Raw genomic sequence first — 21,109 nt, 5'->3', positions numbered from 1 at the left:
TTACAATTTCACTTGATGGTAAATATTATATATAGTAGTATGAGAATCTACTTGAAAATGTAAGTACTTAGGAGGTGCTAAAAATGACTGCACAACATCCAGATTTTCAGGCTGAAGTGAAGCGACTAGCTTACACTAAAAATTACATGCAGCAAATTTTAAATGAATCACAAAGAGGTTTGCAATCTGCTCAGGAGAATATTCGTAAATCGATGGCAGATCTTGATTATTTAGATTCAAGTTTGGGCTACATTAATATCTTAGCAAATGCTCGTTTCTTTGAAATGGCCCGAAACCAAAAGGAAGGCTTAGAGGCTATTCAAAAAAAGCCTTACTTTGCCCGAATTCATTTCCAAAAGACAGGGGATCCTGAAGAATTTCTTTATATCGGAAAAACGTCTTTGTTTCATCGAGAAACCCATGAGCCTATAATAGTCGATTGGCGTTCACCGGTTGCAAACGTCTATTATGATGGTCGCCTTGGGGATATGGAATATGATGTTCGTGGAGAAATCCATAAGGGACATCTATTTGCCAAACGCCAATATAAAATTAATGATGGTGAATTGCTCGATTTACGGGATATTGATTTAACAACAAATGATGAATTACTGCAAGAAGCTTTAGCTGGAAAAGCAGATGTGCGTTTAACAGAAATCGTCTCCACTATTCAAAAGGAGCAAAACGAAATTATACGAGCACATCTTCGTCAGCCAATTATCGTACAAGGTGCTGCTGGTAGTGGAAAAACAACAATTGCCCTACACCGAATATCTTACTTCCTTTACACGATGGGCGAGCATTTTAACCCTGAGCAGCTCATGATTTTAGCACCAAATAAGTTATTTATCGATTATATTGGTGATGTTTTACCAGAGCTTGGTGTTGATAAAATTTGCCAAACAACCTTTTCCGATTACGTTCTAGCCGCGACGAAACTTAAATTGAAACTTCAAAACCCAAATGAGCAGTTAGAATCTCTTGTTGCAGGAGAACCCCAACAGGTAGCTTCGTGGATATCTGAAATGAAGGGCTCGCTTTATTATCGAGATGTAATAGAACGATACGTTCAAAAAATAGAGCAGGAAATTGCCAACCAATTTGAGGATGTTTTCATAGAAAAATACTGCATTATGCGTGCCTCCCATTTAAAGAAGCTATTTTTATATGAATTTTCTTATATGCCAATTGAAAAACGACTAGCACATATTAAAAAAGTGCTAGCAAGCCATGCTCGTCAAAAGAAACAGGCTATTTTAAATACACTTCATAAAAAATATGATGAAGCACTAGGCAGAGCACTTGATGGATTTCGTGATGATGACAAACGGCGTCGGGTTGTCACGAAGTTTATTGATGAACGTGATGAACGCATTCCTGCCATTGAAAAAGAGGCAAAATCAACAGCAACAGTTTATATGCGACGCTTTGCTAAACATAACATCAAGACTCTCTATCGTACTCTCCTAACAAATGCTGAGCTTTTAGCAGAGCTTGCTCCAGAATGGCATTATCTTGAGCAACAGCAATTTTTACAGGCACATACTAAAGAACAATGGGCGCTTGAAGATTTAGCTGCACTGTATTATTTACAAGCTCGTATAAAGGGTATTCCTGATGAATGGAAAATGCGAGTCGTTTTCATCGATGAAGTACAAGACTATAGTTTATTTCAGCTTGCTGCTTTAAAAACTGGCCTTGAAACAGATATGTTTACAATGGTTGGTGATTTAGCACAAGGAATTCACAGCTATCGTTCTCTTACTGCCTGGGAACCTGTCCAAAATCTATTTCCTAGAGCAAGCTTTAGAACACTGCAAAAAAGCTATCGAACAACAATCGAAATTATGGAGGTCGCTAACAAAGTCTTAGCTCAAATGGATGAACAGCTTCCATTAGTAGAGCCAGTAGTTCGACATGGTAATGTCCCTACCTTTATTCAAGCTCAATCATTTGATGCCCTGCAAATAAAGGAAATTTTTGAAGCCATTCGCGCCAATGGACATCATTCCGTTGCTTTAATTTGCAAAACGACCGCAGAGGCAAAAACAATGCAGCAAGCATTACAGGACGAAAAAATTGCTTCTCAGCTTCTTACTGAAAATGAATCCATCAATCAGCAATTATTGCTCGTTGTTCCGAGTCATTTAGCAAAGGGCCTTGAATTTGATGCTGTGATCGTAGCTGCCTTCGAAACACCCTTCTACGATACGAAGGTCGATCGCAAGCTACTTTATGTTGCACTCACTCGAGCCATGCACGAGCTTTATTTAATTGGTCCAACAAAAAATACATTTCTATTAGAAAATGAACAGACATCATAATTGCGCTTTCGCTGGAAAAAATACTTACTGAAAGAAGATAAAAAAGTCGCTATTAAAGCGACTTTTTTGCATCGAACATTTAACTCATTTATCGATTCCGAGGCGGTATACGATAAAACCTCCCTCTGGATAAGTACGCTTTCACAACTTTCCACCATGACCTTGGTGCTTCCCTTGGAGGAGACTTCTTTTTAGGTAATGCCGGCATGCGCATGATAACGACTCCTTTCATAGCCTTACTAATACTATATGAAGATAGTTACAAATTTATGATAAAAAGGATCCCAATATCTTACTGTGAATCCTCGGTTCATTCGTAAAAAACATGGCGGAATCTTAGCCATTTCTTGTACTGTTTATCACTTATCCACAATAAAAAGAGAGATGCATCAAATATATGATAAACCCCTCCTTTTCACGTTCTAAAAACCAAGTATTCAAATATACACTGTATTGTCCACATGTAAGTTTTCACTTTATTGTCTGCCAGAGCGGTAATATGCGAGCTTTGTCCAAGCAGTTGATATTCAGAAATTAAGGCTGCTTAGGTTTTTTCAAAGTGCTGGTGTCGTGCATTAGCTTTAAACAATTGAAGTTATTCCTACTAATAATAGGCCTAAAATTTATTTATTTTCATACAAAAAAAGCCGAGGAATAAATCCTCGACTTTTTTTACGTGCCTAGCGACGTCCTACTCTCACAGGGGGAAGCCCCCAACTACCATCGGCGCTAAAGAGCTTAACTTCCGTGTTCGGTATGGGAACGGGTGTGACCTCTTTGCCATCATCACTAGACTTATTTAAAGAATTATTCTTTCAAAACTGGATAAACGGTGCATTGAATGCTTCAAACGTTTTGGTTAAGTCCTCGATCGATTAGTATTCGTCAGCTCCATGTGTCACCACACTTCCACCTCGAACCTATCTACCTCATCGTCTTTGAGGGATCTTACTTACTTGCGTAATGGGAAATCTCATCTTGAGGGGGGCTTCATGCTTAGATGCTTTCAGCACTTATCCCGTCCACACATAGCTACCCAGCGATGCCTTTGGCAAGACAACTGGTACACCAGCGGTGTGTCCATCCCGGTCCTCTCGTACTGTTACTCACCCGTCCGCCGCTAACGTCAAAGGAGCAAGCTCCTTTTCTGTTCGCTCGACTTGCATGTATTAGGCACGCCGCCAGCGTTCGTCCTGAGCCAGGATCAAACTCTCCATAAAAAGAAATTTGATTAGCTCAAATTGTTTTGCTGGCATCATGTTTGATGTCCAAAATTTTGTTTCGTTCACTAACTCGAGGTTAGCTAGTAAAAACTTTATTGATTACGTTTTGCTTGTTCAGTTTTCAAGGTTCATTTCGTTGCCGTTTTCTCAACAGCGACTTTCATATAGTATCATGTCGTAAACTCTATGTCAACAACTAGTTCAGCTGTTTTTTAGTAGCTGTCTTAACGACTTGTATAATATTACACGCCTAATTTAAAAACGTCAATACTTTTTTCTAAAAAAGTTTATAGTTTTTTACTTCGTCGAGAAATTTCCTATTATAATGATTTTAAAAATAATATAATATTTTAAACTTATAATATGACATTTGTTTAATGTTTTACAGTTAATCTAAATAAGATATCATTATAAAATATATTACGAATTCGAATGATGTTCCTCGGAAAAAAAGCCAAGGTCTTCCCCATCCATTTACGTAGTTCGTTTATCTCTACCTGAAAATTCACTTCCTTTTCCGGTGTGCAGACTTCATTGCTGAACATAAAAAAGTGAGGAGCACACTCCTCACTCTTCACTTATTGTTTTACATAATAGTCTATTTGTTGAGCTTTCATAAAGCCGGCCTTCTCATAAACAGAAAGCGCTTTTCTATTGTCAATTTCTACATCGAGCATGACGAATTTAGCTTCAGTTTTGCTCGCATAATCTTTAGAAAATGACAGCATTGCAGTACCAATTCCTTGCCCCTCAAAGTTTGGATGCACTGCCAATGCCGTTACCCATTGAATTTCATTTTCCTGGGCAGTCGTCACTGTTCCAACAATTTCTCCATCTTTACGGGCTACCCATAGCTTTCTTCCAGTAGTTGAAGTATTAAAAGCGATTAGCTCTTTAGACTCCTCAGGTAGATCTCCAAACGCCGCACTATAGATGGCAATCAACTCTGCCTGTTCATCTGTATAAGGAATAATTTCGATATTATTCTTTAATTCTACTGACTCTGCTCTTGTTTCTAAAGTGGCCTCTGAAAAGCTATATGTGAAGCCTTTCTTTTCTATAAAAGTGTGTCCAAAAGGCGATCCATCAATCACTACCGCCAATTGACCTTCTGCCCCACGCTCTTCGAGGCCAACCTGTAAAGCTTCCACTAAAGCAGTTCCAATTCCCTTTTGACGGTACATAGGTGTTACAACTAAAGACCATTCATATGTATGCAGTCCCATTAAATCTATTGCACTAGCTGCACCCACTAATACATCTTTGTCATCTTCATATGCAAGTACCATAAATCCCTTCGTTTCAAAGGAACCCGCCATAGGCAAACCCATAGCAGTCTCATATACACGATAATCATGTGTGGTCGCTTCTTCACACAATAATTTTAATTCATTTAATGTTTCTCCATCTATCGGGAAAGACACTGTCATCACTGAAATATTCATCATTTACTCCGTTCTTGTATCAGACTATTGCCCTATTGTAGCAAGAAAGAAAATAAGCTGGCAACAAAATATACTAACCACTTCTAATCATTTCTATTTATTAACAATTTTACTCCAAATATAGTGAAATTAAAAGGTTTTATATGATTTTCAACGGTTATAAACTGAAAATTACTAGAATAAGGTATGTATTTTTATACACACCATTCATTTGCAGGCACTATTTCTGCTGCCAGGGAGCATCTAGTTGCTCCCTCACCTAAAAGAACTAATCCCTCTTAATCTATCTATACTTAATTATACTATTTATCCCAATAAATTACATTTAAATTATAGATTAAAAATCATGCTTCAACTAAAAAAGAGCAATTCCAAAAGTTCGAAATCACTCTTTTTTATACTGGATGAATGAGATTTATACTTACATCGTTATTTTCACACTACTCATCAAGATGATGAGATGAAGATTGTAACATCTGCGCATAAATGCCACCCGATTCCATTAATTTTTGTTGAGGGCCTGTTTCAACTAACTCACCTTTGCGCATAACAATCACAATATCGGCATTGTGTACTGTATTTAAACGGTGGGCAATAACAAAGCTTGTGCGTCCATGCATTAACACATCAAGAGCATCTTGAATCGCAAGCTCCGTAACAGTATCAATACTACTTGTCGCCTCATCCAACAACAAAATTTTCGGATCAGCAATCAAAGCTCGCGCTATTGATAATAACTGCTTTTGACCTTGCGAAATTCCACTGCCATCTGCAGCAAGTACAGTGTCATAGCCATCCTTTAGCATCATGATAAAGTCATGTGCATTTGCACGCTTCGCCGCTTCCTCTATCTCTTCGTCGCTAGCATCTAATCGACCATAACGAATATTTTCACGTACAGACGCTTCGAACAGAAACGGATCCTGTAAGACAAAGGCCATTTGCGAGCGCAATGCTTGTCGTTCTATTTGCTGAACGTTTACACCATCAAATAAAACCTCACCCTTTGATACTTCATAAAATCTTGCAATAAGCTGCAGGATCGTTGTTTTTCCTGCACCGGTTGCCCCAACCAGAGCAACCGTTTGTCCGGGCTCCACGTTAAAATTAATGTCCTTCAAAGTGTAAGCTTCCGCTGCTTGCTCATATTTAAAGTACACATGTCGAAAGCTCACTTGCCCTAATAGCTTATGCTCCTGTGCTGAAGCAGCTTCCTCCTCGGGCTGTTCATCCAGTAACGCAAATACACGCTCAGCACCAGCAATCGCTGACAGCACGGTATTAAATTGATTGGCCAAATCATTTAAAGGTCGTGTAAATTGTCTCGCGTATTCTGTAAAAATAACAATTACTCCAATTGATACATGCCCATAAAAAGCAAGTACTCCGCCAATACCAGCTACAATTGTAAAACTCATATTGTTTAAAAAGTTCATGACCTTTGGTATATACCCGGAATATGTCTGCGCCCAAAAGCCAGTACTTTTTAAGCGTAAACTTTTTTCGCGAAACTCAGCTTTCATGCGTTCCTCTTGTGAGAAAGCTTTGACAATTCGTTGGCCCGAAATCGTTTCTTCAATCATGCCATTCAAAGCTCCTATGGCCGCTTGCTGCTCCTTAAATAATGGTGCGGTTCTTCGTGTGATCCAACGCATCGCCCAAAACATAATCGGTATAATGGTCATCGTTAATACTGTCAGTAAGGGGCTTAGACTTAGCATGATAATCACTGTTCCTGTAAGCGTTACTACACTAGAAAACACTTGAATAAAGGAGCTATTTAATGTTGAGCTAACAGCTTCAATATCGTTCGTCATTCGACTCATTAATTCTCCATGCTGACGACGATCAAAAAAGGTAATCGGCAGTCTTTGGAAATGAGCAAAGACACTCGTTCGTAATCTATATATGGTTTGTTGGGCAACACCAATCATCCAATAGTTTTGCAAAAATAATGATATTGCTAATAGAGCATAAATGCCGATTAACAGCATAATCCCTTTTTCAAGTCCTGTGAGCTCTCCATGCGTTACGTACATGTCAATCATTTTGCCAATTAAATACGGTCCAAGAAGAGACAAGATGGAACTCGCCAAGACAAGTAACAGCACAATAATTAGTAGTACACGTTGTTCATCGACTATTTTCCATAAACGTAGTAGTGTGCTTTTCCAATCTGTTGCACGAGGTCCCTTCTTTTTCTTAACAACTTGCCTCACGTCATCTTTCGTCAAAATCGGCTCATAGCCAAAAGGCTTTTGGAAAAATCTCATTATTCCTCCACCTCCTGTTGAGAGATTGCGATTTTTTTATAAAGCACTGACGTTTGTAAAAGCTCTTCATGCGTCCCATATGCAACCACTTTTCCTGCATCAATGAGTAAGATGCGACTTGCACCTTTAGCTGTCCGAATTTTTTGAGTGACTACTAGCATTGTTGCTTGTTCTTCACTCAAAGCTTCCCATAATGCCTGCTCGGTTTTAACATCAAGTGCACTTGTACTATCATCAAGCATTAAAATATGCCCTTTTCTTAATAACGCTCTTGCAATCGATAATCTTTGTTTTTGACCGCCTGAAAGATTAACACCCTTCTGACCGACTTTTGTCTCGTAACCATTCGGGAAATCCTCTACAGAAGCATGAATTTGTGCTTGCATTGTAGCCTGTAGCACTGCATCCATTTCAGCCTCTGCATCGCCCCAACGAACATTATCCGCAATGCTTCCTGTAAATAATAATGATTGTTGGGGAACATAGCCGATGATTTCACGTAGCTCTTGTAAATCCCATTGCTGTACATCTTTCCCCTCTACTACTATTTTACCTTCAGTCACTTCGTAGAAACGTGGAATAAGCTGTAACAACGTAGATTTTCCTGCACCAGTTGCCCCCATAATTGCAAGCTTTTCACCAGATTTCACTCGGAAGCTTACATCAGATAATACAGGTGAGTCTTCCCCAGGATAAGTAAAACTAACATGCTCAAAAGCTAACTCTCCAAAATTCAAGCCTTTAGACGTTTTCTCTGAAGATGATGGTAGCTCTATCTCATTCTTAGTCGAAAGAACTTCTGCCATACGTTCTGCGGAGGCTTTTGCACGCGCATAAAAAATAATAATAAAAGCAAACATCGAAAACGAGCCTGTCATACGCATCGCATAATTGACAATGGCAACTACATCTCCGAGCGGTGTTGTACCTGAAGCTATTTGTTTTGTCCCAAACCACAGTACTGCAAGCAGACTCATATTCATGATGAATAACAGCACAGGCATAATATACTCCATTGTGCGTAAAGCCTTTACAGTATCTATTTTTAAGCGTGAGGCAACTTCATCAAAACGAGAGGCCTCATACGCACCACGTAAATAAGCCTTCACTAATCGTATAGCCTGTAAATTTTCCTGTAGTACACGATTCAAACGATCCATTCTTTTTTGCACAAGTCCAAAATAAGACACACCTTTTGTCACCATAAAAATAAGAAAAATCAAAATAATCGGTGCGCCAATAACTAAAAACAACGCTAATTTAGCATTTACTACAAAAGCCATAACGATGCTGCCAACAACGGCAAGTGGTGCACGAAGCATAATACGCAAACTCATAAACAGCACCGTCTGAACTTGCGTTACATCATTCGTTAACCTTGTAATAAGAGAAGCTGTTGAGAATTTTTGATAAGTGGTTAATGTAAAGGATTGTATTTTTTCAAACAATGCATTTCGTAAATCATAGGAGAAACTCTGAGCTGTATGCGATGAAAAATACGAATTAACGACACCGGCTATAAAGGCTACGAATGATAAGCCAAGTAAAACAATTCCCCATTGCCAAATCATCCCTTGATTTTGAGCTCGTACTCCATCATCTATAATTTTAGCCATGATAAGTGGCTGAGCGAGTTCCACAAACAATTCCAACAGCATTAAGCATAACGCGATAAATGCAGTCCATTTATAAGGCTTCACATAGGAAAAAATTTCTTTCATATTCTTCCCCCTTATTATTAGAAAGGAGTTCCACAAATTTCAAATATAGTGAATAACTCCTATACAGATAGTATTTTTACGCTTTTCTCCACCTACAGAAAGCCATGTTAAATAAACAAGCATACTAAAGACATCCATTAATTGCCCAAACCTAAAGATGTACCAAACACGATACTGAATAACCATTGCTGTAGCGGTTTAATACTAGAAATCATCTTGTTTCTACTTAAAATAGCACAAAAACAACAGATTTGACTCCAAATGCACAATTAATCTCTCATGCGAATCCTCCTATAAGCATTCCCCGTACGGCAACAAGTAGTATACTTCATTCTTTTTTCAAACTTGCAGGGTACAATGTGTAGACGGCATCGTAAGACCAATCGCTACTCCCTACAATAAGGCTTTACTACTAACTAATAAATCATCCAATGAAGCGTTCATTAGTAGGAGAGAAAGACCTAAAAGTGTACCAATAATCCCTATCACTTGATATTTCGATGGCCATTTCCTTAAACTAAGAGAGACATAGGCAACAACAAATATCGGTGCTAGAAATTGACATTACATAGAGAAGCCCAGTTTAAGATAGCCACGTCCTGTGGCAATTTATCAGTAGGTGTTAGGACACCCACTGAATGAAGATAAATATGTAGGTAATGAAATACCTGCACCCAATAACGAATTGTTAACTATGGAATGGTGTATTGTGAGTAACAACTCCATTTAAAGTGGGTTCTCCCCGTATTATCGCACAGGAGACGATTAAAACTATTTTTTTAATCTTTCCACATAATTCTAGATCCCTATATTCATACTAAAAAATGTTATTTTTCTTCAATATTTTCCTTATTCCCAACTAAAAAAGTCCCGAAATTTTTTATTATCAAATATTTACAATCATATTCATAATGACTAATTCCCGATAATTAACTATAATAATAGTATATATAGATTACTCAAGGAGATCGAATAATCATGAGTCATATGCATAAATCATTTACGATCGATGAACATTATTTAAATTCACTTCCTTTTCCTGCTATTGTCTTGAATCAAGATGGACAAGTTATAAATTTGGGAAAGCTTGCTGAACAGCTATTTGATTTTTCAGATACTACTATTAAAGAACATACCACTTTATTTATTCATGAAAATTTACTACGTCAGCTTTCATTAGAAACCTTTCACGCTATTATGCAAAATAATGACAGCACGTATATCAATCAAATTCAATTAAAAACGTATACAAATGAAGAAATTACAACAGCGCTACTAGCTAAACCATTTACTGAACAAGGAAAGCATTTCGTTCTTATGATGTTCATGCTCCCAGAGTTAATGATTAATTCTGTCTCAAGTAGCAGCACTCTCGTAGACTTAAAAAAGGGATTAGACTCGACATTTATGACAGTTACTCTTGATCATGATGGGTTTATTTTAGAATGTAATAATGAATTTCTAAAAACGAGTCAATGGACACCAAAACGCGTGATTGGTAAAACGTTTTGGCAATTATTCCCTGAAAATAAAGAAAGCGAAAAGATCACAAATACCATCTGGCGGAATTTAAACATTGGCCAAACGTGGCAAGGTGAAGTCGAAAAAGTTACAAAAGCAGGTCAGTCTTATTGGGTACTACTAACAGCTATCCCTACATTTAATATCGAAACAAATGAGCAACAATTTTTATTAATTGAAAAGGATATCACCAAGTCCAAGTCAATTCAACATCAGCTGGAAAAAATCGCTTATATTGATACAGAAACTGGTCTGATGAATGCACATCGACTTGAAAAAGTGATTTCCAATATGATTGAGGATGAAAGAAACTTTTCTTTTGTCTATTTGAGTATTGATAAATTTTATACATTAAAAGAGTTACATGATCAGCAAATCGGTCAAAGTCTTATTGTAGAGTTTACAAATCGTATAAAAATGTACTTCCAAGATAGCACAATGGCACGTATTAACGAAAATGATTTTGTCGTGATTACACCATTAAGTGAATGGTTTATTCAAGGCTTCTTGTCTTACTTACAACAACATCCAATTTATAACAGTAATGTTGCTGTCCCTATTTCTATTAGTGGCGGAATTACACGTTATCCAGAGGATCAAACAACATTCTCCCAACTAATGAAGGCATCCATTGCTACTATCACAACTGTCCGTGAAGCAGGTGGCGATAAAATCGTCTCACTATCCAAAGCAACACATAAAGCATTAAATCGTAAAGCTTTAATTGAAAAACGTTTACTTCAGGCTCTTGACCAAAAAAATCTAAAAGTCCTCTATCAGCCACAAATTGATGTTTATACAGGAAAAATTACAGCTGTAGAAGCACTAGTCCGTTGGGAAGATGAAGTAATTGGCGTTGTTTCACCAGATGAGCTTATTCCAATCGCTGAGGAAACTGGTCTTATTAATAATATCGGTTCCTTTATGCTAGAAAAAGCTTGTGAACAGGCACTAATCTGGCAAAAAGCTGGTCTTAATTTAAAAGTATCCATTAACTCTTCTGTACGCGAATTCCGTGATAAAAACATGGCAAAGTCAATCCTTGGAACTTTGGCAAAAACCGGCTGTCCTGCAAGCCTTATTCAAATCGAAATCACTGAGAAATTTGCGCTAGAAGCAGAAGCTGCTACCTTTATCACACAGCAAATGCGTAAGCTTGAAAATGAAGGTATTGCCTTTATACTAGATGATTTCGGTACCGGGTATGGTTCATTTAGATATATGCAAATTCTACCAATAGATACATTAAAAATCGATAAAACATTTACAAGTTCTTTATTAAAGTCCGAAAAAACGCAAAAGCTAATGCACGGTATGGTGCAACTCGGAAAATCTATGGAACTTAAAGTTGTAGCAGAAGGTGTCGAAACTGCTGAACAAGCAAATCTTTTGATTTCTTATGGCTGTGATGCTATTCAAGGTTACTATATTAGTAAACCAATTCACGCAGAGGAAATTGAAGCATTACTAGTTAAATAGTAATTTGAAAAAGGAGGTTACGTTTATAAGACGCAACCTCCTTTTTTATATTTGTTCTATCCGCTGTGCTCATTCGTTTGATGAGTGTCTTATTTCTTGTAGACCTTTTGGAATGTCGCTTTACCAGTACGTACAGAACGGAAAATAAGCTGTATTAGTACCTCTGCAAACACAAGTCCTATAACGATGGCACCTGTAATTAAAAAGGCCTTTAATCCATACTGTAGCCCTTGTATATAATCATCCTCTACAATATTTCTCATTGCGTTATAAGCCATACCTCCCGGAACTAACGGGATAATACCGCCGACAATAAAAATAATCATTGGCATTTTGAAGCGCCGAGCATACAAATGGGAAACGATAGCAATTATAAAAGAACTAAAGAATGAGGCATATACTATATCCATGCCATGTTCTGTTAGAATGAAGTAAATCATCCAGCCTACTACCCCAACAAAACCACAATAAATTAGATTTCTTCTAGGTACATTAAAAATAATTGCGATACCTATCGTCGCAAAAAAACTAAGAATCAACTGTACGATATAGTCCATGTCGTCTGCCTCCTAAAACGATAGAGTGACAGCAATAGCTGCACCGATTGCAAAAGCTGTTAAAAAGGCCTCTACACCCTTCGCCATCCCCGACATAAAATGACCTGCTATTAAATCCCGAACGGCATTCGTGATCAAAATACCTGGTACTAGTGGCATAACGGAGCTAATAACAATTTTATCTATTTCTGTACCATGGCCATATTTCACTGAAAAGACAGCTATAGACCCTACTACTAAAGAAGCTGTAAATTCTGCGAAAAACTTCACTTTTGTTAAATCATTTATCAATAAAAGTACTAGGAAGCCTAATCCCCCTGCTAAACATGCAAAAAGGAAATCAGACCATCCTCCCTTAAACATTATTAGGAAACAACCACTCGCAAGAGCCGCTGATATGACTTGAATATAAATTGGTAAAAAATAATTTGTTTTTTGTATCGACTTTAGCTCGTCATAAGCTTCTTCTAATGTTATCATGTGAGATGTGAGTCTCCGAGATACTGAATTTACCAAGGCTATTTTTTGCAAATCTGTTACCCTGTTGGAAATTGATGTAATTCTCGTCGGCTGTGTCTTGCCTAACGAAAAAATGATCCCTGTAGGTGTAGCATAACATTGCGCATCTAGCATATTTTGAGAATGTGCCATGCGTAGCATTGTATCCTCCACACGGTATGTTTCTGCACCACTTTCAATCATAATTCGACCTGCAAGCAATAAGCAGTCAATCGTAAATTCATTGTCCACTTCATGTAAAACCATTACAGTTATCTGCCTCCTTTAAAGGGTTCCTTGCCAATAGTATCGAACTGCAAATAAAAACTCAACAAAAAATTTTTTAAACTTTTAACCAAAGTAGTTTGGCTTTCATATACTAAAAATGGTAGCTACTGAGTAATTTTTTCATGGAGATGGGTTTCCCATAAATTGATAGCAAAACTTCATAGATTCGTATAACTTTTTCAATGACTAACACGTCTGATTTTATAAGCAGTCTAAAAAACTAAATAAGGAAAGGAGCGTATCCACAAAAATGCCGGAACGCAGAAAAAAACGCGGCCCAATGATTGATTTCCTATTAATTGGCCTCATCATTACATTAACAACTATTATTTTAGTCATCATCCTATCAAAAGATGACTTTAAGTTTCAAAAAATTAGTGCCTCTAAAGAGACAACTTCAGATTCAATAAAGAGTAACCTATCCACAGATAGCTCTGCGTTTCCAGGTATACGTATTGTAACAGATGTCTCTAATGATAAGCGAACACCTTTTGCTATTCACTATCCAGAAACAGATAATAAAGCTTTTAACGATGCTGTATTACAGTACATAACGGATTCAAAAGAAAACTATCTGTCATCTATGAAAGAAAATAAAGATAAAGAGGTCATGGGTGAGCTTAATATTAGTTTGGAAACTTTCCCATATCAAAAGAAATACTATTCCTTTGTGCTAACAAAAATGTTGTATACAGGCGGCGCCAACCCCGAGGTTTCAACAAAAACATTCTTCATCAATCAGGAAACTGGTGAACTAATTTCCATTAAAACATTGTTGAATAACGATAAAAACAATTTATCAGTGTTAGCTACTCATGTACGTAACGACTTACAACAAAACCTTAAGTTAAAGGATGAGCTTTTCAAGGAAGATTTAATAAAGTCAACTGAACCGAAGTGGTCTAACTTTAATCGCTTTGCTATCGTTGATGATTCGATACAATTCTATTTTGATGAGTATGAGATTGCTAGCGGAGCAGCAGGTCCACCAATTGTGAAGCTCCCACTATCACTTATCAATCCGTTGTTAGCCTCTGATTTCCAGATTGCTATGGAAAAGCCGGTAAAGCCAACTAATACAGGTGATCCAAACAAAAAGCGCATTGCCTTAACTTTTGATGATGGTCCACATCCAAAGGTTACAGAACAGATATTAGATACTCTTGATAAATATCACGCAAAAGCTACCTTCTTTATGCTTGGTAGTCGTGTACAATATTATCCTGATATCGCAAGAGATGTTCTTGCACGAGGACATGAAATAGGTAATCATTCATGGAACCACCCTGTATTAACAAAACTGTCACTAGAGTCGGCAGTAAATCAATACACATCTACAGTTGCGGAGATAGAAAAGGCCCTTAACCAAAAGCCAACTGTATTTAGACCACCGTACGGAGCAACAAACGATACTATCAACAGTCAAATTTCAGTTCCTGTTGTTTTATGGTCGATCGATACATTAGATTGGAAGTATCGCAATGCGCAACAGTTACTGCCTAATGTCAAAAATAATTTACACAATAACGCCATTGTCTTAATGCATGATATTCATCAATCGACTGCCGATGGTCTTGATTCCGTTCTTGCTTATTTACAAGGGCAAGGGTATGAATTCGTGACAGTATCGGAAATTCTTCCATATCGTCAAAAATAACCACAAGAAAAGTCCAATAACCTCAAGATCGAGGTTATTGGACTTTCCTTTTTATTTTACAGTTAATGTATCCAGTGGTTTGAAGTCTTTTAGCTGATAGCTCTTCACTTCATTGTTCGCTACTGTGTAAAGAGCGTCACCTATATAGACTACTCGCTGTACACGCTGCTCCCAATTTTCATACTGATCGCCAGTGCTTTTATTCACAATATTTCCTTTTAGGACGATTCCTTTATCTGCAGTGATTTCATAGATTTGCGCGCCTTGACCTTTGTAGACGATTTCATCACCCTTCCCTGCATCATACAGGACAACCGGGAAACCGAAGTAATTGTATTCCTTGTTGCGGAATAGTGCTTTCGGATTGTATTGAACTTCAGAGTACGAGCCTTCTCCGCCTATTTTTACTGTCGATTGTTCCGTTGGATTTTTGAAATCTGAAACATCAAACAATGACATTTTCATATTAGTTGTGACCGTAAAATTCCGCTTCGAATATGCATCATAGCGTTGCTCGGTATCATAGCCAATACCGATTAAATGTGTATCGTCTAATGGATGCAAATAGTTACTAAAGCCTGGAATCTTTAGCTCACCAAGCACTGTTGGCTTTTTCGGGTTTGCGACATCAATAACAAACAATGGATCCACTTCCTTAAATGTTACTACATATGCTTTTTCGCCCATAAAGCGTGCAGAATACACTTTTTCACCAGGAGCTAAATCTTTTACTGCACCGAGCTCTTGTAAATTTTCATTTAAAATAAATAGGTGGTTTCGAGATATTTTTTGTTCATCCCACGCATTTCCTTCGGTAGTAACGATGCGGAAATTGCCTTTATACTCATCCATTGAATATTGATTTAACACGGTTCCTTTTACTTCCGTAGTACCTACAAAATTCATGGCAGTTCCATCAATATTCCATTTAAAAACTTGTGTATTAGTTGTTCTCGGTATCCAAATCATATCCATCATGCGCCCCGAAGCAGGCACCCGATTTCCATCATAAACTGGTGTTGTTAAATAAAGTGCATTGTCCGACATATAAAGTCCACTACTACCACCTAAGTACCCCTTAGTGTTCGCAGTTGTCTTTGCACCATTTTTTAAATCCACTGCTGTAATTAAGCTATATGTTCCATCCATTGTATTTGGTAAAATAGAAATTTTCTCTAGAGGTAAACTTTTGTACTCATTTCCTTCTACACTATCAAATGTTTTCGGTTTTAAATCCGGCGTTTTTTGCTCTCTAAGCATCCAATAATTCGGATACATATTCCCGATTAAATATAATGTATCATTTGTAATTCGAATATCGTTTAAATACCCCTCTTGCCCCACTTCACGTATAAGCTTTGGATTGTTAGGGTTTGAAATATCATACAAAGAGGCTGTCGACATGCTTGTGCCTGCTTTTTCTAAATATTCATCCCCAATCACTATTAATAAATTATCATATAAGGCTAGCTTCGAAATATATCGTGACTCCTTCAGCTTGATTGTAGTTGCTAACTGTAATTTTTTCGGATCTTTAGCATTTACTACAGTAATGCCATGATCTTTTACAGCATAAATAAAGCCATCTTTAACAACTACAATATCCCCTTCTTCCACTCCTTCGACCTGATTATTCGTTGTAGAGGAATTGTCTGCACTCGCTTTGTCTTCACTCTTTGCCAGTTCTATGGTTGCCTCATTCCGTTCTTTTTGTGAGTTAGCTAAAAGTGTTTCGAAATATTGTTGTAGTTCTTTTTCTGATTTTACAGCTTCAAGCTTTTCAATGATGGTAAATGCTATTACTTGCGATGTTGTTTTAGGTCCATCTAGTACAAACGCTTCTTTCTTCACATGTAATTTATAGCTTCCAGGTACTAAATCACTTACGATCATTGTCTGTTTATCTTCCCCGAATGTTACTGTTGCTGTTACCTTTTTATTTTTGCTATTTGTTACGTAAACATTGTTCTCCGCTACTGCGCTTTCTTTTAGTGCCTCAGTAAAGGATACTTCCCAGCTATAGGTAGTCGTACTCGTACTCTTAGTTTGCGCCTCAACTTTTTGGGTCGAGTCCAGCATAATAATCCCTGGCAAAATAGCTAGTACTGCGATGAGTAAAATTGCTAACCAATTCCTTTTCATTATTATTCCTCCCTTTCATAAACTTGTTTATGAATTAGACTACCAAAGAATAGGAAAGTTACATTATTCCGAATTTTTTATCATTAAAAAAACGAGAGGAAGTGAATCCCTCTCGTCTTAATTACGAGCAGCAACTAATGTTTCTACGTTAGCGCTGTTCTTTTTTAAGTAGACACTTGATATATGGATACATTATAGAGATCAGATCAGCCTCTACTGTTGAAACTAAAACTTATTTCTTAAACATATAATTATTGTACATTTACTGTATATGCCCCGTTTTCATTATCAAATTTATAAATGTATAAATAATATTTGCCTGGTTTCGCATCATATTTACCTTTTATAGTATTGCCATCTTCCTGTCCATATGCTACGTAATTTCGCATATCAGACTCATGACAAAGCACCCATGTCATGCCAATTTGATTTTCATTCAGGACAGAAATATCGATTTCTTTTGGAGACGTAACATCGAATGTGTATACATCCGTATGATCATCATCCATCAAGCTACCTTTTAAAGACTTATTAAATGGAATCATATTCGCTTCTTCTGGACGATTATTTGGTTCTAGCTCTGTTTTTTGTCCACTATTTTGTACATTTACTGTATATGTCCCGTTTTCATTATCAACTTTATAAATATATAGATGATACTTTCCTGGTTCCGCATGAAGTTTACCTTTTATACTATTTCCATCTTCCTGCCCATACGCTACATAATTTTGCTTATCAGACTCATGATAAAGCACCCATGTCATGCTAATTTGATTTTCATTTAAGACAGAAATATCGATATCTTCTGCAGCTGTAACATCGAATGTGTATACATCCGTATCATCATCACCAACCAAATCACCTTTTAGAGGCGTATTAAATGGAATGATCTTCGCTTCTTCTGGATGAGGTTTCTCTGTTTGTACGCCTTTTCGTACAGATACAATTGTACGATCTTTACTTTCTATTCCCTTATCATTTTTCACCGTTAATGTCACATTGTATGTTCCATCTTTTTCGTATACATGAGTAGGGTTTGCCTCTTCACTTGTTTTTCCATCACCAAAATCCCAAAGGTAAGAAACGATTTCTCCATCGTTATCTTTTGAACCATCACTCTTGAACTGGATTTCTTCATTTTCGATTCCAGCATATGGACCATTTATCTTTACTATAGGCGCTTGGTGATCTCCTTCATCTGTCGCAATGCCGTGGAAAACAATATCATATTCAAATTGGTTTGCTGCATTCACACGGTAGTTTACAAAATACGCTGTCACTGTTTTATAGCCGCTCCACTCTTTTTGCGACAGTTGATCTAGTGCCTGGTTCACTTGTTCACTCATCGTTTTCCAGTCTTTAGATTCACCCTTTGTTGCACTACCCACATACGTACCTTCGACTGTAAATGTATTAAAGAATTCAGACTTATGTTTTGTCATTTTCGCATCTTTTACGTTAGCAATATCTGCAATTTCTTGTACTACTTCATTTAACGCTTTTGGGTCATGTTTCATTAAATAATCTTCTGATACTTGTGGCACCGCGTACTTTTCCTGATTATCAATCAATTGCTGCATATACGCTTGGTATTCCGCATTCAGTTGTGGATCTTTACTTAATACGTCACGATACTTATCGTAATTTTTCACATCATTCGTACGAATTAAATCTTGAATCTTAACAAATGTGTCAAATTGATGATTATACATATAAGACTGCAGTGCAAATGAATAATTATAAAAATCCCATGATCCATATTTTGCAAACATTGTTTGTTCAGCAGTGTAGCGTTGTGATGGTTCATATGATAAGCCACTAATAATACTATTACGTGGAACTACATCATTTGTACGTGTTGATCCTGCAAAGAATTCCGCATTTCCTTCCTGGAACCATGTTAGTCGTTCATTTTGATACATATCTCCTGTTCCGAATAAACCAGGAACCTCGTATCTTCCTTGTAAATAGTGTGTGAATTCATGGCGGAACAACTCTTCTAAACTATAAATACTTTGCTCCGGCGTACGTTCATATGTAAAGAACGTTCCCTTCTCTTCAATATAAATACCACCATTATTTGTTTCATAGCCATACAATTGACGATTTAATCGATATTGATCTGGAGAGTCATAAATGACAACTGTTAATACATCGTCAGCATTACCTGGCTCTAATGCTTTATCATTGCCAATTACACGGTGATATTGTGCTTTTACTTCTTTTGCAGCCCAGTATAATCTTTGAATTTTGTCTTCTGTTACGTTAGCTCCCGTTTTAAAGACAATCGAGCCATTATCAAATGTATATGTTTTCGGTAAATACTGCTTCTTGCCCTCTTCACGCATTTTTTCTAAATCTACTGCATTACCACTATAGTCTTTTCCATCATAATTTGTAGTAAGTTGTTCAACTGCTACAAAATAAGCTTCACTTAAATATGGATACATTTGCATTGCTTGTGTAACAACTTCTAAACCTATATTTGGATTACTATGGAATCCACCTAAACGCCCTGCATAATAAATGCCATTATTGATTAACCAACTATTGTTATTTGTTACATTATGTATAAGAGCAATGTTATTCACTTCATTGATGAAACTATCAATCTTTCCATACCACATCGTCGTATTCGCTTCTTTACCTGTCTGATGCAAGTACGACTGCAAGTCATAATCAATGCCATGTATTAAATCATAGATTGCTTGCCCTTTTAAAGAATCGCTTTCATATGTAGAGAGATTTTCGTTATACTGTTTTAAAATCTTTGCAGCATACTGAACTGTTTCTGCATCACTTGAAGCATTGCCGATTAATTTCCCATAGGCAGATACCACTTTATCTTGCTCATCTGTACCAAGTTTAAAGTTCGGATTTTTAGCCATTTCCTTTAATGCTGGTAAACATAGATCTTGGAAACTTCTCTCGTTTAAATAACTTAGTTCCTTATTATAAAATCCTAAATAGAAAGCAGAACGCAATAGCTCAACAAATGTTTCAATACCCTTTGAATCATCTTTCGTAAAAGAACTTCCTCTTTTTCCTAATTCATCAATAATAACTTGCATACGTTCTTTATTTTGATAAAAAGCTTTTGTTTCATTATTGAATTGGAATAGGTCTGTAATTTGATACCAACGAATATTTCCTAGCGTATCAATTAGCTCACTATCGCTCATTCTAGTAAGCTCTTCCATCGAATACTTATCCTGCAATTGCTTCGTTTCAGCAAGCTTTATAGTTGGAGCTGGTTGTTCCGAAAAATCTCCCATTTCCAAACGTTTTTCAAATGATAATGTTTCATCAGCCTTTGTAGAATGTGCGATTTCATCTTTCGCCGTATATATGCCCACAGGCTTCATTTGTAATACATTATAAGGCGTTTTTTCTGCTGCCGATGCTTCTGCTTGTAATGCTCCGAACGACAGTGCCATTGTACTTACCCCAATTAACACTTGATTGAGTTTTAATTTCTTCTTCATAACAAATCCTCCTATAGTACTACCTTTACAAATCCGTAATACGTTGATTATTTGGAACTATATTACCCATCTAAAAATAACATATTATGTGAATAAGGCAATATAAAATGTTATTTTTAGTAATATTTTCTTGTATAATTTGAACGCTAAGACACAATTAGACCATAATTCCCTTCTTTAACATAAAAAAGAATCCGAAATTCGGATCCCTAACTAATCATTTTCTCTCTACGGTCACTAAAGAAAAAGCCGATTATCCTTAAACTGTACCCTATAAGATAGACACTTTGAAAAAAGTCTATCCTATAGGGTACTTTTGTTTATAATTAGAAAAAAGATGTCGGAGCGGAATAAATGACGAAAAAATTATTTACTAAAAAAGAGCAAGAACAACTTAACTGTAATCCTAATGTCCAAGCTATTAGTGATAAAGCGATTACTTATACTGAGGAATTTAAACGCCATTTTATTGCAGAAAATGAAAAAGGAAAACTCC

10 protein-coding genes, 1 rRNA gene, 1 pseudogene and 1 other annotated feature are annotated in these 21,109 nt (G+C 36.8%); of the genes and pseudogenes, 3 read left to right on the top strand and 9 right to left on the bottom strand.

Features of this window, described 5'->3' with window-relative positions:
- The first annotated feature begins 83 nt into the window (after positions 1–83).
- Complete coding sequence (helD, locus tag MY533_RS01150) at positions 84–2,324, top strand: RNA polymerase recycling motor HelD (protein ID WP_248717706.1); 2,241 nt, start codon at positions 84–86, stop codon at positions 2,322–2,324.
- 678 nt (positions 2,325–3,002) lie between these two features.
- Here the strand turns inward: helD and rrf are convergent.
- From rrf to MY533_RS22255, 5 genes and pseudogenes are all read right to left on the bottom strand, one after another.
- A 5S ribosomal RNA gene (gene rrf, locus MY533_RS01145) occupies positions 3,003–3,118 on the bottom strand.
- Positions 3,119–3,191: 73 nt separating this feature from the next.
- Positions 3,192–3,444 (bottom strand) — a sequence feature (23S ribosomal RNA rRNA prediction is too short).
- A gap of 681 nt (positions 3,445–4,125) precedes the next feature.
- Positions 4,126–4,995 (bottom strand): GNAT family N-acetyltransferase, encoded by an 870-nt coding sequence (locus tag MY533_RS01140; RefSeq protein ID WP_248717705.1) that lies wholly within the window; start codon positions 4,993–4,995, stop codon positions 4,126–4,128.
- 437 nt (positions 4,996–5,432) lie between these two features.
- Positions 5,433–7,265: an ABC transporter ATP-binding protein gene (locus tag MY533_RS01135; protein ID WP_248717704.1), complete on the bottom strand. Its 1,833-nt coding sequence runs from the start codon at positions 7,263–7,265 to the stop codon at positions 5,433–5,435.
- A complete protein-coding gene (locus MY533_RS01130) occupies positions 7,265–8,986 on the bottom strand; it encodes an ABC transporter ATP-binding protein (protein ID WP_248717703.1) in 1,722 nt (573 codons plus the stop codon). The genes MY533_RS01135 and MY533_RS01130 overlap by 1 nt, the downstream gene beginning before the upstream one ends.
- 39 nt (positions 8,987–9,025) lie before the next feature.
- A pseudogene (locus MY533_RS22255) lies at positions 9,026–9,547 on the bottom strand (EamA/RhaT family transporter); the annotation flags it as partial.
- A 417-nt stretch (positions 9,548–9,964) separates the two neighbouring features.
- Here MY533_RS22255 and MY533_RS01125 point away from each other — a divergent pair.
- Positions 9,965–11,986 carry a GGDEF domain-containing phosphodiesterase gene (locus MY533_RS01125; protein ID WP_248717702.1) on the top strand — a complete coding sequence of 674 codons (2,022 nt, stop codon included), beginning with the start codon at positions 9,965–9,967 and terminating at the stop codon, positions 11,984–11,986.
- Between the two features lie 89 nt (positions 11,987–12,075).
- Here MY533_RS01125 and MY533_RS01120 read toward each other — a convergent pair whose 3' ends face one another.
- Both MY533_RS01120 and MY533_RS01115 read right to left on the bottom strand, forming a co-directional pair.
- A complete protein-coding gene (locus MY533_RS01120) occupies positions 12,076–12,543 on the bottom strand; it encodes a threonine/serine exporter family protein (protein WP_248717701.1) in 468 nt (155 codons plus the stop codon).
- Between the two features lie 12 nt (positions 12,544–12,555).
- A complete protein-coding gene (locus tag MY533_RS01115; RefSeq protein ID WP_132364716.1) occupies positions 12,556–13,308 on the bottom strand; it encodes a threonine/serine exporter family protein in 753 nt (250 codons plus the stop codon).
- A 271-nt stretch (positions 13,309–13,579) separates the two neighbouring features.
- On the opposite strand from MY533_RS01115, the gene MY533_RS01110 reads away from it, so the two are divergent.
- Positions 13,580–14,986 (top strand): polysaccharide deacetylase family protein, encoded by a 1,407-nt coding sequence (locus MY533_RS01110; RefSeq protein ID WP_132364714.1) that lies wholly within the window; start codon positions 13,580–13,582, stop codon positions 14,984–14,986.
- A gap of 51 nt (positions 14,987–15,037) precedes the next feature.
- Here the strand turns inward: MY533_RS01110 and MY533_RS01105 are convergent, their stop codons facing one another.
- Positions 15,038–17,128: a beta-propeller domain-containing protein gene (locus MY533_RS01105; protein WP_248717700.1), complete on the bottom strand. Its 2,091-nt coding sequence runs from the start codon at positions 17,126–17,128 to the stop codon at positions 15,038–15,040.
- A gap of 251 nt (positions 17,129–17,379) precedes the next feature.
- Positions 17,380–20,613 (bottom strand): collagenase, encoded by a 3,234-nt coding sequence (locus MY533_RS01100; protein WP_248717699.1) that lies wholly within the window; start codon positions 20,611–20,613, stop codon positions 17,380–17,382.
- Between the last annotated feature and the right edge of the window lie 496 nt (positions 20,614–21,109).

The organism is Lysinibacillus sp. Ag94 (assembly GCF_023242215.1).
In the GTDB taxonomy this organism is placed as follows: Bacteria; Bacillota; Bacilli; order Bacillales_A; family Planococcaceae; genus Lysinibacillus.
This window is presented reverse-complemented; position numbering and strand designations above follow the sequence as displayed.